This window comes from Caulobacter sp. SSI4214, assembly GCF_012184455.1.
In the GTDB taxonomy this organism is placed as follows: Bacteria; Pseudomonadota; Alphaproteobacteria; order Caulobacterales; family Caulobacteraceae; genus Caulobacter; species Caulobacter vibrioides_E.
Map to the genome: position 1 here is coordinate 12,181 of NZ_SZWJ01000004.1, position 12,883 is coordinate 25,063.

At 67.8% G+C, this 12,883-nt stretch carries 11 protein-coding genes and 1 pseudogene; 6 read left to right on the plus strand and 6 right to left on the minus strand.

Annotated features, from left to right (window positions below; translation table 11 throughout):
- Positions 1–271 precede the first annotated feature (271 nt).
- Both FCU40_RS01995 and FCU40_RS02000 read right to left on the minus strand, forming a co-directional pair.
- Entirely contained in the window at positions 272–1,846 is a 1,575-nt protein-coding gene (locus tag FCU40_RS01995) for a hypothetical protein (RefSeq protein WP_168072546.1), read from the minus strand.
- 79 nt (positions 1,847–1,925) lie between these two features.
- Positions 1,926–2,516: a YoaK family protein gene (locus FCU40_RS02000; RefSeq protein WP_342672526.1), complete on the minus strand. Its 591-nt coding sequence runs from the start codon at positions 2,514–2,516 to the stop codon at positions 1,926–1,928.
- Between FCU40_RS02000 and FCU40_RS23200 the strand changes: the two are divergent.
- Positions 2,445–2,632: pseudogene (locus FCU40_RS23200) on the plus strand (hypothetical protein). The gene FCU40_RS02000 and the pseudogene FCU40_RS23200 sit on opposite strands and share 72 nt — an antisense overlap.
- Before the next feature lie 15 nt (positions 2,633–2,647).
- Here FCU40_RS23200 and ndk read toward each other — a convergent pair.
- Positions 2,648–3,067 carry a nucleoside-diphosphate kinase gene (ndk, locus tag FCU40_RS02005; protein WP_004615119.1) on the minus strand — a complete coding sequence of 140 codons (420 nt, stop codon included), beginning with the start codon at positions 3,065–3,067 and terminating at the stop codon, positions 2,648–2,650.
- A 96-nt stretch (positions 3,068–3,163) separates the two neighbouring features.
- Here ndk and FCU40_RS02010 point away from each other — a divergent pair, with 96 nt between their 5' ends.
- Both FCU40_RS02010 and FCU40_RS02015 read left to right on the plus strand, forming a co-directional pair.
- Positions 3,164–5,029, plus strand: a complete 1,866-nt coding sequence (locus FCU40_RS02010) for an ABC-F family ATP-binding cassette domain-containing protein (RefSeq protein ID WP_168072548.1) — start codon at positions 3,164–3,166, stop codon at positions 5,027–5,029.
- A gap of 82 nt (positions 5,030–5,111) precedes the next feature.
- Positions 5,112–5,516: a hypothetical protein gene (locus FCU40_RS02015; RefSeq protein WP_004615117.1), complete on the plus strand. Its 405-nt coding sequence runs from the start codon at positions 5,112–5,114 to the stop codon at positions 5,514–5,516.
- Between the two features lie 77 nt (positions 5,517–5,593).
- Here the strand turns inward: FCU40_RS02015 and FCU40_RS02020 are convergent, their stop codons facing one another.
- The 3 genes from FCU40_RS02020 to FCU40_RS02030 are packed head-to-tail and all read right to left on the minus strand — an operon-like array spanning position 5,594 to position 7,889.
- On the minus strand, positions 5,594–5,947 hold the full coding sequence (locus FCU40_RS02020) for a peptidase inhibitor I78 (protein ID WP_168072549.1): 354 nt from the start codon (positions 5,945–5,947) through the stop codon (positions 5,594–5,596).
- On the minus strand, positions 5,944–6,405 hold the full coding sequence (locus FCU40_RS02025) for a DNA polymerase III subunit chi (RefSeq protein WP_004615115.1): 462 nt from the start codon (positions 6,403–6,405) through the stop codon (positions 5,944–5,946). The genes FCU40_RS02020 and FCU40_RS02025 overlap by 4 nt, the downstream gene beginning before the upstream one ends.
- Positions 6,406–6,407: 2 nt before the next feature.
- Positions 6,408–7,889 carry a leucyl aminopeptidase gene (locus tag FCU40_RS02030; protein WP_168072551.1) on the minus strand — a complete coding sequence of 494 codons (1,482 nt, stop codon included), beginning with the start codon at positions 7,887–7,889 and terminating at the stop codon, positions 6,408–6,410.
- A 257-nt stretch (positions 7,890–8,146) separates the two neighbouring features.
- Here FCU40_RS02030 and lptF point away from each other — a divergent pair, with 257 nt between their 5' ends.
- From lptF to FCU40_RS02045, 3 genes are read left to right on the plus strand one after another with little or no spacing between them, the layout of a single operon-like run.
- A complete protein-coding gene (lptF, locus tag FCU40_RS02035; protein ID WP_168072553.1) occupies positions 8,147–9,286 on the plus strand; it encodes an LPS export ABC transporter permease LptF in 1,140 nt (379 codons plus the stop codon).
- Positions 9,286–10,386, plus strand: coding sequence for an LPS export ABC transporter permease LptG (lptG, locus tag FCU40_RS02040; RefSeq protein WP_004615112.1), 1,101 nt, complete (start codon positions 9,286–9,288; stop codon positions 10,384–10,386). The genes lptF and lptG overlap by 1 nt, the downstream gene beginning before the upstream one ends.
- A complete protein-coding gene (locus FCU40_RS02045; RefSeq protein ID WP_168072555.1) occupies positions 10,379–12,817 on the plus strand; it encodes an LPS-assembly protein LptD in 2,439 nt (812 codons plus the stop codon). The genes lptG and FCU40_RS02045 overlap by 8 nt, the downstream gene beginning before the upstream one ends.
- Positions 12,818–12,883: the final 66 nt, after the last annotated feature.

Here is a 12,883-nt window from a genome sequence, read left to right on the forward strand (position 1 = left end):
TCGAGGGGCTTGGAGGCCGGCGCCGATTTCGGCCCATGTGCACGCGCTCGAACCTCCCCGCCACGCCTTTTTTTGCTCCGCCATTTCCCGGTCCACACTTCCACAAGACCGATTTCCCCGGCGAATGCCGGGGCCCAGATTCATCCGCCGCGATTGGGGATGACGCGACATAGCGCCCCGCTGAACAGATGGATTTCAGCGGGTTCGATCTGGATCCCGGCATTCGCCGGGAAGGTCGGATTTCTGGATAGGGCTAGAGACTCGAGCCCCTCTAAGGCCTCCCCGCCCGCGCCATCAGGTCCAGCAGCTTCTTGGCCTGCTGGGCCTCGGCGCCGCCGTAGGGGTCGGCCGAGACGGGTTTGAGCAGCTGATAGGCCGTGTCGGCGTCGTCGCCCAGCAGGAAGGCGACGGCGGCGACGAGGCGGATCTTGGCGACCTCGGGGGCCAGGCTCACCGCGCGGCGCAGGAGGGCCAGGCGCTGCGGCGACGGCGCATCGTCCGTGGTCATGGTCTGGGCCAGCAGGAACAGGGTCTGGTAGTCGTTGGGCTCCGCCGCGTCGGCCTTCATCAGATAGTCGCGCGCCTGCGCCAAAAGCGCCGGCCTGTCGGCTTTGTTGGCGGCGGCGGCGCGGTAGAGCTTGCTGGTTCCCATCAGGCGCAGGGCCTCGAGGTTGCCCGAGTCTTCCTTCAGCAGCCCCTCCAGCAGCGCCTCGCCCTTGTCGCGGTCGCCCCCGCCCGGCCCGGCCAGCGTGATCTCGGCCCGCGCCAGGGCCTGGCGCGTGTAGCGATCGTCCGGCCGGCGGGCGGCGGCGCGCTGGAAATGCCGCAGAAGGCCCGGCCGATCGGCGACGAAGCCCGTCTTCAGTTGCTGGACTTCCAGGATCAGGTCATCGGCGCCCTTGGGCATCCGTCGGATCTTGATCGTCGGCGGCCGCGAGGCTCGCGGAAGCGTCACGGTCGACGGGCCGCCGGCGGCCTGCTGGGCGGCCAGGAAGGCCTTGATCGCGTCGGGCAGCGCCTCGATCGGCTGGCCGAACACCTCGCCCCAGGTGGCCATCAGATCGCGCTCGCCGCCCTGGATGCGGTCGAGATAGATCGCCAGCCGGGCCTTGCGGTCGGGGTCCGCCCAGAGGTAGCGCACCAGCAGCGCCGACTGGGCGTCGTAGCGCTGGCGTTCGGCATAGCTCCAGTCGTCGCCCGTCTCGGCGATGATGCTGGTGATCTTCTTCAGGTCGCGCAGGCCCTGGGCGTCATCGAACATGGCCGGCGTCTTGCCGACCACCACCCGATCGAGGCCGATGTCGGCGCCGCTGTAATAGATGCCCGCGCCCTTAGTCAGCCAACGCGGCTGGCGGAACGGGAAGTTCTCGCCGAAGAAATGCAGGGCATAGGCGCCCAGCACGCCGTCGTCGCCGGCGGTTCTGTCGACGACGTTGAAGAAGTCGAAATCGTCGCGCACCACGACGGCGAAGATGTCGTCGACCTCGGCCACGTCCATCGACAGGGCGGTGACCGCCGCGCCCGGCATGAAGCGCTGATACTGGGCGTTGACGGTCTCGCCGCGCGCCACGGGGCGGACCAGATAGATCGGAAACTTGCGCGGGGCCGGCGCGTCCGACTTGCCGTAGAGCGCGCGCAGGGCGCCATCCAACGCCTCCAGATCGGCGACGGTCTTGCGGAGCACATCGGCTTTCTCGTCGGAATAGACGATCACGTGCTCGCTCTCGGCCCGCAGCCAATGGCCGCTGGACTGGGGCGAGACCACGACGTCCTCGACCGACTGGGCCCGCGCCGCCGCTGGACTCAGCGCCAGCCAGACCGCCGCGATGAAGCCTCCGAACCGCAAACCCGCGTTCCCCCGTTTTTTCCGCGTCGGAAGATAGGCGCCTCCCCCCGGGATTCGGATGTCAGCGGCGCAAACTTGCTCAGACCGAGCGCCAGCGACGCTCGGCCCAGATCGCGCCGCCCAGCACGACCGCTACGGCCACCCACAGCGCCGTCGCGCCGATCGTCAGATAGGTCAGGGCTCCCATCGCGCCGCCGCAGGCCAGACCCGCCCACAGGAGCACATAGCGCAGCCAGTCGGACGGCTCTCCGCCCACCAGGGCGCCGGCGATCCGCTGCCCGGCCTTGACCAGGGCGCCGGTCATGTAGGTCAGGCCGACCGCGACGTCGCCGTTTCGCTGGAAGACGGCGTTCTCGGCCCCCATCGCCATGGCCACCGCCGTCACGCCCGGCGTGTGGAAGCCCAGGGCCATCAAGATCGCGCCGCTCGCCAGCAGCCCCGCCTCGAGGACCAGCACCGGCGAGCGCCGGGTCTCGCCGAAGCCCCTGGCGGTCAGCGCGCCTAGCACCACGCCGGCCACGAACGAGCTCACCAGGGTCAGGACGGTGGCGACGGCGGTCCAGTTCAGGGTGGCCAAGCCCACGCCCAAGCGCGTGGAATTGCCGCTCATGAACGAGACGAAGAAACCGCCCAGCTTCAAAAAGCCGATCGCGTCGACATAGCCGGCCACGCCCGACAGCGTGACCGCCAGGATCACCTCGCCCCGTTCGTAGTGCTTCACCGCCCCCGACTCCGAAAAAAGAAACGGCCGGATCGTCACCGATCCGGCCGCTTCGCGTCACCTGAAAAGTCGCGCTGAAATCAGCCGACGATCTGGTCTTCGGTGAAGAACTGCTCGATCTCGATCTTGGCGTTCTCCAGGCTGTCCGAGCCGTGGACCGAGTTTTCGCCGATCGACAGGGCGAACTGCTTGCGGATCGTGCCTTCGTCGGCGTTGGCCGGGTTGGTGGCGCCCATGACTTCGCGATACTTGGCCACGGCGTTTTCGCCTTCCAGGACCTGGACGACGACCGGCTCGGCGGTCATCTGGGCGACGAGTTCGCCGTAGAACGGACGCTCGGCGTGGACTTCGTAGAACTTCTTGGCCTGAGCTTCGGTCAGGTGAACCCGGCGCTGGGCGACGATGCGCAGGCCCGCGGCCTCGATCACCGCGTTGATGGCGCCGGTCAGGTTACGACGGGTGGCGTCCGGCTTGATGATCGAGAAGGTGCGTTCGGTCACGGTAGTGATCTCACAGAAAAGTTGTGAATTGGGAGGTTGCGGGCTTATAGCCGTGCGCCTCCTCCCCGCCAACCCCGCCGCGTAACCTTCACAAAAATGCTTCAGATCAACGACCTGACCTTCGACGCCTGGGGTCGACGGTTCTTCGACCATGCCAGCGTCAGCTTGCCGCCGGGCGCGAAGGTCGGACTGATCGGGCGCAACGGCGTGGGCAAGTCGACGCTGTTCAAGCTGATCCTGGGCCATCTGCCGGTCAGCGACGACGAGATCAGCCTGCCCAAGACCGCGCGGATCGGCTCGGTCGATCAGGAGCACCCGGCCACGCCGGTCACCCTGCTGGAAACGGTGCTGGAGGCCGACGAGGAGCGCCACCGCCTGCTGACCCGGCTGGAGATCGCCGATCCCGAGGAGATGGGCGAGATCTGGGGGCGACTGATCGAGATCGACTCCGACGCGGCCCCCTCGCGGGCCTCGGAAATCCTGGTGGGCCTGGGCTTCACCCAGGACGACCTGGCGCGGCCGATGAGCGAGTTTTCGGGCGGCTGGCGGATGCGCGTGGCCCTGGCGGCGGCGCTGTTCGCCGAGCCCGATATGCTGCTGCTGGACGAACCGACCAACTATCTCGACCTGGAAGGCGCGCTGTGGCTGGAGGCGAGGCTGCAGAAATATCCGCACACCGCTTTGATCGTCAGCCACGACCGCGAGCTGTTGAACAACAGCTGCACCCACATGCTGCACCTGGCCAACGGCAAGCTGGAGCTCTATGTCGGCGGCTACGACGACTTCGAGAAGCGCCGCGCCGAGAAGGCCCGGCTGCAGCTATCGGCGAAGGCCAAGCAGGACGCCGAGCGCGCCCACCTGCAGGCCTTTGTCGACCGCTTCAAGGCCAAGGCCTCGAAGGCCGCCCAGGCCCAGTCGCGCATGAAGCGGCTGGCCAAGATGGAGCCGGTCGCCACCACGATCGAGGAGCGCGTCGCGCCCTTCACCCTGCCCTCGCCGCCCAAGCCCCTGCCCCCGCCGCTGATCCGGCTGGAAAAGGCGTCCGTCGGCTACGAGGAAGACCGGGCGATCCTCAAGAACCTGAACCTACGCATGGACCTGGACGACCGCATCGGCCTTCTGGGCGTCAACGGCGCGGGCAAGTCGACCTTCGCCAAGATGATCGCCGGCGCGCTGGGCGTGCAGAAGGGCGAGTTCCACCGCGACAAGAAGATGAAGGTCGGCTGGTTCCACCAGCACCAGATCGAGGCGATGGATCCCAACGACACGCCGCTGGAGATCATCCGCCGGGCCATGCCGGAGGCGTCCGAGAGCTCGCGCCGCTCGAAGCTGGCCCAGTTCGGCCTGGGCTTCGAGAAGCAGGAGACCCGGGTCGACGCCCTGTCCGGCGGCGAGCGCGCGCGCCTGCTGCTGAACCTGGTGGCGATGGACGCGCCGCACATGCTCATTCTCGACGAGCCGACCAACCACCTGGACATCGACTCGCGCCGCGCCCTGCTGGACGCCCTGAACGACTATATGGGCGCGGTGATCCTGATCACTCACGATCGCTCGCTGATGGAGCTGGTGGCCGACCGCCTGTGGCTGGCGGCGGACGGGACGGTCAAGCCGTTCGACGGCGACATGGACGACTACGCCCGGTTCGTGCTGGAGCGCGCCAAGCTGGCCGTCAAGCCGACCCAGGTCGCCCGCGAGCCGGTCGCGCCCGCCGCGCCGGCGCCGAGGAAGACCGCTGTCGAGCCCCTGCGCCGCAAGGTCGAGGCCGCCGAGCAGGTGATGAACCGGCGCACCCGCGACCTGGCCGAGCTGGACGCCCAGCTCGAGGACCCCGATCTCTATGTGAAGAACCCGGCCAAGGTCGCCGAACTGACCAAGCGCCGCGACAACGCTAAGTCCAAGCTGGACGAGGCCGAGGAGGCCTGGATGGCGCTGGCCGAGGAGCTGGCGGAAGCCGAGGCGTGACCATCGCCGAGGTTTAGGGTGAACGCCCGCTAAACCATGTCGCTTAGCGCTTCCGCGACACCTGGTCGCGCATGGTGGCGGCATGAGTAAGCCCGCCCATCCTCGCAACCACGTCGTGGCCAACCCCGAAGGCCTCTCCGCGCACACCGTGCTGGAGGCGTTCGCGGCGTGGGTGAACGCGCGCATCGGCGAGGCCGTGCGGATCGAGATGGACCTGGCCTTCCGCGACCGGCCCTTCGACGTCGAGATCGACCGCCAGCCGGCCCTGGTCGGCTGGGAGCACAGGTTCATCCAGCCCGGCGCGCCGGCGCCCAAGGGCAAGATGTGGACCGTCTATCGCCTGCACGACCAGACCGGCCGTCCGGCCCATCTGCCGCGGTCCGACGATCTGGTCGAGGATCTGACACCGCTGCTGGGCGAGCTGGGCTATCTGGGCGTGTTCGAGGACGGCGTGGCGATGTTCCCCGGCCTTGGCCAGCGGTCCTGACGCGCAAGCGCGGCAGGTCTAAGCGTGAGCGGCTGAGCCGCTCGAACGCGCTCCAAATGTTTGAATCTAGAGTCCGGTCAGCCGCACTTGACCTGCTGCACGACGCCGGTATCGGCGTTGAACAGGATGTTCAGGCGGTCGGGCCGATAGTCCAGCGTCACCGGACAGGTCGTGCACGCCACGCGCCAGCGCGACGGATCGACCGGCGCGGGCAAGCTGGTGCGCGGCTTGCCGACATAGACCAGGGCTTCCTTTAAGCCGCACTGATCCTTCGGCTCCACGGAAGACGGGCTGGTCGGCGGGGTCGGCGGGAGAGCGACAGCGGCGGGCGCGGTGGGCGTCGTGGGCGGCGGCGGCGGAGCCGGCTCGGGCGCGCTGGAACAAGACGCCAGGACAACGCCCAGCACCAGAGCCGACGCGACGCGCTTCATGCCTGCTTCTCCCAACCGCGTTCGGCGCCCTGGCGCCAATACGACACCGGATGCCCCGCCTTCTTGAACACCGACCAGCGACCGCGGGCCAGCGACAGGGCCTGCTCGTCCCTGCCGTCGAACAGCAGGATGCAGCGCGAAACCCCTGAAAGATCTCCAGGTTCGGCCCCGTCGATGAGAAACAGCGCGTCGCCGGCGTTCGGGTTCCCATCCTCGGCGCTGAGCAGCACCGGCTGGCGCTCGGCCATCGGCTCGTTGGCCAGGCCGTGCGGCAGGAAACTGTCCTCGCGATAGGTCCAGAGGTGCTGGTCCAGCGCCTCCAGCCGTCGCGGATCGCCGCCGCGCACCAGCGCCTTCCAGCCCCGGCCGAGCGTCTTTTCCAGAAGCTCGGGCAGCACCTGTTCCAGCGACGAGCGCTCCAGGTGATAGAACCAGACCTCGCAGGGCGCGGCGGACACGATCAGCCTTCGTAGGCGTCGGCGACCAGGCGGTTCAGCAGACGCACGCCAAAGCCCGCCGCGCCGTCCGGCACGGTCGGATCGGTCGAGGGCTTCTTCCAGGCCACCGAGGCGATGTCGAGGTGAGCCCACGGCACGCCGTTGACGAACTTCTGCAGGAACAGACCCGCGGTGATCGAGCCGGCCGGGCGGCCGCCGATGTTTTTCATGTCGGCGATCGGGCTTTCGATCTGCTTCTCGTAGGCGGCCGGCAGGGGCAGGCGCCACAAGGTCTCGCGCTCGGCCTGGCCAGCCGCGAGAAGTTTCTCCGACAAGCCATCGTTATTACTGAACAAACCGGCGTAGTCATGACCCAGAGAAATGATGATCGCGCCGGTCAGGGTGGCAAGGTCGATCATGAACTGGGGCTTGAAGCGCTGCTGGCAGTACCAGAGGGCGTCGGCCAGCACGAGGCGGCCTTCGGCGTCGGTGTTGATGACCTCGATCGTCTGGCCCGACATCGAGGTGACCACGTCGCCGGGGCGCTGGGCGTTGCCGTCGGGCATGTTCTCGACGAGGCCCAGGATGCCGATGGCGTTGACCTTGGCCTTGCGGCCGGCCAGGGCGTGCATGACGCCGGCCACGGCGGCCGCGCCGCCCATGTCCCACTTCATGTCCTCCATGCCGTCGGCCGGCTTGATCGAGATGCCGCCGGTGTCGAAGCAGACGCCCTTGCCCACGAAGGCGATCGGCTGGGCGTTCTTGTCCGCCGCGCCGGTCCACTTCATGATGACCAGCTGGCTCTCGCGGACACTGCCCTGCCCCACGCCCAGCAGGCTGCCCATGCCGAGTTCGGCCATGGCCTTTTCCCCCAGGACCTCGACCTCGAGGCCCAGGCTCTCCAGCGCCTTGGCGCGGGCGGCGAACTCCTCCGGATGCAGGATATTGGCCGGCTCGGAGACCAGATCGCGGCTGAAGACGATGGCGTCGGCCAGGGCCGACAGAGGCTCGTAGGCCTTCTGGGCCTTGACCGGATCGGCGGCGGCGACCTTGACCGCCGTCACCGAGGGCTTCTTCTCGGCCTTTTCGGTGGTGCGGTACTTGTCGAAGCGATAGGCGGCCAGGCGCGCGCCGAAGGCCGCGCGGGCGGCGCTCTCGGCGTCGGCCCCCAGCTTCAGAACCAGCTCGGAAACGCCCGTGGCCTTGACGGCCTGGTAGGCGGCGGCGGCGGCCACCTCGACGGCCTCCGGCTCGACGGCGCCCGATCCGTCGACGCCGATCAGCACGACGCGGGCGGCTTCCAGGCCGCTCGGCGCGACGAGGTCCAGGGTCTGCCCCTTGGCGCCGGTGAAGCGACCGCCGGCGATGGCGCGCGCCAGGGCGCCGCCGGTGGCCTCGTTCGCCGCCTTGGCCTCCGGAGACAAGGCCGCGCCCTCGTGCGCCAAAACGGCCAGCGCGGCCGTGGCGCCGGCCTGGGTGTCGACGGGGACGAACTCGATACGCATGTCGCGCTCCTGCAATGACCTTGCCGGACCCCGCCGATCCGGCGGTCCAGCGACTTGGCGCGGGCGCTCATCCAGCGCGCGTCCGCTCCCTCATAGCCTCGCGGCATAGTCCAATGCCGCGCCTTAGAAAAGGCTCCGTTCACCCCCAGTTCGAACGGCCAAGTCAGGTCCCCGGTTGTGCCGATGCGAACGCCCCGTGTAGAACGACGCATCTTCGGGGGTCGTCCCACGAATCCATCCGCCCCGAACCGTCCTTCATGCGCCTGATCGAACGCTATCTTTTCCGCCAGTTGCTGGGTCCGACGCTTCTGGCGACGCTGGCCTTGGTGGCGCTCGCCCTCTTGGCGCGAAGTCTCGCGGAATTCGACATCCTGGTCGAACAGCGCCAAAGCGCGCTGGTCTTCCTGAAGATGATCGCCCTGGCCCTGCCGATGCTGCTGAGCATCATGATGCCGTTGGCCCTGTTCGTGGCCGCCCTGGTGGCGATGAACCGCCTGCACACCGAACAGGAAATCGTCGTCTGCTTCGCCGGCGGCATGAGCCGCTGGAGCGTGATCTCGCCGGCGATGCGCCTGGCGGCGATGGCCGCCCTGATCTCGCTGGTCATGGGCCTATGGCTGCAGCCCTGGGCCGCCCGGCAGATCCGCGAGACGGCGTTCGACATCAAGACCGACGTGACCTCGACCCTGGTACAGCCGGGCCAGTTCACCGAGCCGGGTCCAGGCCTGACCGTCTACGCCCAGTCGATCGACCGCTCGAACAAGATCCACAACCTGTTCATTCACCAGGAAACGCCGGGCGGCGGCGCCTCCACCTACTCGTCGCGCGAGGCCGAGATCGCCACGCGCAAGGGCCAGCCCGTGCTGATCATGCGCTACGGCTCGAACCAGCACTTCTCCCGCGAAGGCGTGCTGCAGTACACATCGTTCGACGAATACACCTACGACCTATCCAGCCTGTCCCACACCGACGAGCTGCTGCACTACAAGATCTCGGACCGCTATCCGCACGAGCTGTTCTTCCCGGACCTGACCCAGGACTGGGAACAGCACAACAAGAAGAAGCTGCTGGCCGAGGGGCACTCGCGCTTCGCCGCGCCGCTCTACAATATCGCCCTGATGGCGATGGCCCTGGCCGCGGTGATCGGCGGACCTTTCAGCCGTTTGGGCTATGGCAAGCGCATCGCCGCCGTCGGCGCGGCAGCCGCCGTGATCCGAATTCTGGGCTTCGGCGTCCAGGCCGCGTGCGAGGACGCGCCGTCTTTGAACGCGCTGCAGTACCTGGTGCCCCTGGCCGCGACCTGGTGGGGCATGTCGCAGATCTTCCGCCAGAAGCTGTCGCGCCGCGTCCGCCGGCGCCTGGCCAAGACCGCGCCCGTCTGGACGGGAGCGGCCTGATGACCATGGGAATGCTGGAACGCTACGTTCTGCGGCGCACCATGGGCGCGCTGGTCGGCGCCCTGTCGGTGCTGAGCGCGATGGTGATGCTGATCGCCTTCGTCGACATCGCCCGCAATGTCGGCACGCGCGCCGACGCCAGCTTCATCCAGCTTCTGTATCTCACCGTTCTGCAGGCGCCCGCCACGATCCTGGTGCTGGCGCCGTTCGTCTTCCTGTTCGGCACCATGTGGGCGTTTGTCGAGCTGAACCGGCGCAGCGAGTTGATCGCCATGCGCGCGGCCGGCGTCTCGGCCTGGCGCTTCATCATGCCCGCGGCCTCGGCCTCTTTCGTGATCGGCATCCTGAGCATCACCCTGCTCAATCCGCTGACCACGGCCATGACCGCCAAGTTCGAGACCGAGCGCGACGCGCTGATGAACGGCTATCTGAAGACCGCGCCCAAGGGCATCTGGCTGCGCCAAGGCGACGACAAGTCCCAGATCGTCATCCGCGCCGGCGCCCGCGACCTGGTCGACGGCTCGGTGCGGTTGAAGAGCGTCTCGCTGTTCATCTACGCCCTGAACAGCAAGGGCGTGATGGACTTCACCCGGCGCATCGAGGCCAACGAGGCGCGACTGGAACCGGGGTTCTGGCGCCTGACCGGCGTGCGCGAGGCCACGCCCGGCGCCGGCGCGATCCGCTCCGACAGCCTGTCGATCCCGTCCAACCTCGACGACCGCACCGCGTCCGAACGCTTCAACACGCCCCAGGCCGTGGCGCTCTGGCGCCTGCCGGCCACGATCAAGCGGACCGAGGACGCCGGCTTCTCGGCCGCGCCGTTCAAGCTGCGCCTGCAGCAAGACCTGGCCACGCCGCTGCTTTTCGCGGCCATGTCGGTGCTGGCCGCCGCGTTTTCGCTGCGTCTGATGCGCCTTGGCGGGCTGGCCGCGCTCGCCGGGTCTGGCGTCGCGCTGGGTTTCGGGTTCTTTTTCTTCAACGAGCTGTGCAGCACGCTGGGCAAGGCGGACGTTCTGACCCCCATGGTCGCCGCCTGGACGCCGCCGATCGTGGCGATTTTGGCGGGCTTCACTTTGCTTTGCTATACCGAGGATGGGTGAGTCATTGCTTCCAAGGTCGTTCATGACTGAACAGGGTCCCGTCCGGTCCGCCTGTCGCGTCGTCCTCATGGGCGGGGCGGCCTTGATGGCGCTCGCCTCGGCGGGCGCCGCCAGCGCCCAGCAGTCCCTGGCCAGCATCCCGCCGGTCCCGGTGGTCAGCGCGCCCCCGTCCGACGGCCTGGGCCAGGACGGCTATTACCTTGAGTCCGACCTGCTGATCCGGGACGACAAGAACCAGGTGATGACCGCGCGCGGCTCCGTGGAGGCCCGCTATCAGGGCCGCACCCTGCGCGCCGACGAAGTCGTCTATGACAGCAAGACCGGCCAGGTCACGGCCAATGGTCACGTGGCGCTGATCAACGAGGACGGCACGGCCCAATTCGCTGACCACATGGAGGTCGACAAGGACCTGAAGGCCGGCTTCGCGCGCAACTTCTCGGCCCGCCTGGGCAAGGGCGTGAAGATCGCGGCCGGCACGGCGGTGAAGCGCAACGCGACTATCTCGGAGCTGAACCAGGCGATCTACACCCCCTGCGAGGTCTGCGCCGAAAAGCCGACCCCGACCTGGTCGGTCACCTCCGACAAGATGGTGCAGGATAAGCAGCGCCAGCTGATCTACTACAAGCACGCCGTCATCCACCTGTGGGGCGCGCCGATCCTCTATCTGCCGCTGTTCTGGCACCCCGACCCCCAGGCCGACCACAGCTCGGGCTTTCTGACGCCGACGATCGGCTACTCCAAGGGCCGGGGCATCTCGTACCAGCAGCCCTATCTGCAGATTCTGTCGCCGTCGTCGGACGTGGTGCTCACGCCGCAGATCAACACGAACGTTAACCCGTTCCTGAACGTGGACTATCGCAAGCGCTTCTACTCCGGTTACCTGGAAGCGCGCGGGGGCCTGACCTACGATAAGCAGTTCGACGTCCGCGGCGACCGCTTCGGCGAGTCGACCTTCCGCAGCTTCATCCTGGCCACCGGCAAGTTCGACATCGACGACAAGTGGAAGTGGGGCTTCTCGGCCGAGCGCACCTCCGACCCGCTGATCTTCGACAAGTACCACATCAAGCAGGTCTACGAGCAGCGCGGCCTGTTCACGAGCGAAGACCACCGGTTGACGTCGCAGATTTATGCGACGCGCCAGGACCAGCGATCCTGGTTCTCGATCGCGGCGGTCTCGGTGCAGGGTCTGCGGGTCGTCGGGATCAACACCGCCACGGGCGTGGCCAACGCCTTCGAGAACACGGCCGCCTTCCCCCTGATCGGGCCGCTGGTCGAGGGGCGCTGGGAGCCGGACAGCGCGATCCTGGGCGGCCGCCTGCGCCTGCAGGGTTCGGGCGTGATGCTCAATCGCTCGGAGTCGCAGTACGGCGAAGCGCCCTACGCCCTGGCCGCCTATAAGAGCCAGAGCGGCGTCGACTCCGCACGCGGCACGGTGCAGGCCGACTGGCGCACCAGCGCGATCGTCGGCCCTGGCCTGAAGATCTCGCCGTTCGTGCAAGCGCGCGGCGACGCCTATTCGATCAGCACCTATCTGACCCCGGAAGCCAAGGCGGCCGGCGACAGCGCCAAGGAAACCTACACCCGCGCGCTGGGCGTGGGCGGCGTCGATCTGAGCCTGCCCTTCTACAAGGCGCTGAAGAACGGCGGCAGCGTGGTGCTGGAACCGCTGGCCCAGGTGGCCACGGGCTCGGACAGCTCGCGCGTGCCGGTGATCGTCGCCCGCAACGGCGCGACGACCTATCTCTACAACGAAGACAGCGCGACGCTCGAGTTCGACGAGACCAATCTGTTCCAGGCCAACAAGTCGCCGGGTTTCGATCTCTATGAAGGCGGCACGCGACTGAACGTCGGCGGCCGGGCAACCCTCGACCTGGCGCGCGGACGCGGCGCCAGCATCCTGGTCGGCCGCAGCTTCCGCACGGAGTTCGATCCGCTGATGCCGGCCCGCACGGGCCTGCAATCGAAGTCATCCGACTGGATCGTCGCCGCCACCGTGACCCCGGTGGCGGGCGTCACGGCCTTCGTCCGCACCCGCCTCGACTCCGACACCCACGATATCCAGCGGATCGAAACCGGCATCGACGCCTATACCTCGCGAGTCACCGGCTCTTTGCGCTATCTGAAGGACGAGTTGGACGCCAACGGCAATCGCCAGGAAAACTTCGAAGCGCGCGGCCAGTTCAACATCACCAAGAAGTGGGCGCTGACGGCCTTCGGCCAGCGCGACATGGTGCAGAACGTCTGGCGTCGTCGCGACCTGGGCGTGGCCTATATCGACGAATGCATCCGCATCGACGTGATCTACCAACAGGAAGATCGCTACGCTTCGACGGCGACGGGCCTGCGGCTGCAGCCCGACCGAACCGTCGCCGTGAGCCTAACCCTCGCCACATTAGGCAATAGAAGATACGGGGTTGGGGGAAGAAACTAACCGCGCCTGGGGGGCGCGCGGTGATGGCCGCGCGTCCAGCGAGCGTGTCATGGGGCGACAGCCGAG

Coding starts and splice junctions, on each gene's coding strand:
- FCU40_RS02010 (WP_168072548.1), top strand. CDS start 3,164: ATGCTTCAGATCAACGACCTGACCTTCGACGCCTGGGGTCGACGGTTC.
- FCU40_RS02015 (WP_004615117.1), top strand. CDS start 5,112: ATGAGTAAGCCCGCCCATCCTCGCAACCACGTCGTGGCCAACCCCGAA.
- FCU40_RS02020 (WP_168072549.1), bottom strand. CDS start 5,947: ATGAAGCGCGTCGCGTCGGCTCTGGTGCTGGGCGTTGTCCTGGCGTCT.
- FCU40_RS02030 (WP_168072551.1), bottom strand. CDS start 7,889: ATGCGTATCGAGTTCGTCCCCGTCGACACCCAGGCCGGCGCCACGGCC.
- lptF (WP_168072553.1), top strand. CDS start 8,147: ATGCGCCTGATCGAACGCTATCTTTTCCGCCAGTTGCTGGGTCCGACG.
- lptG (WP_004615112.1), top strand. CDS start 9,286: ATGACCATGGGAATGCTGGAACGCTACGTTCTGCGGCGCACCATGGGC.
- FCU40_RS02045 (WP_168072555.1), top strand. CDS start 10,379: ATGGGTGAGTCATTGCTTCCAAGGTCGTTCATGACTGAACAGGGTCCC.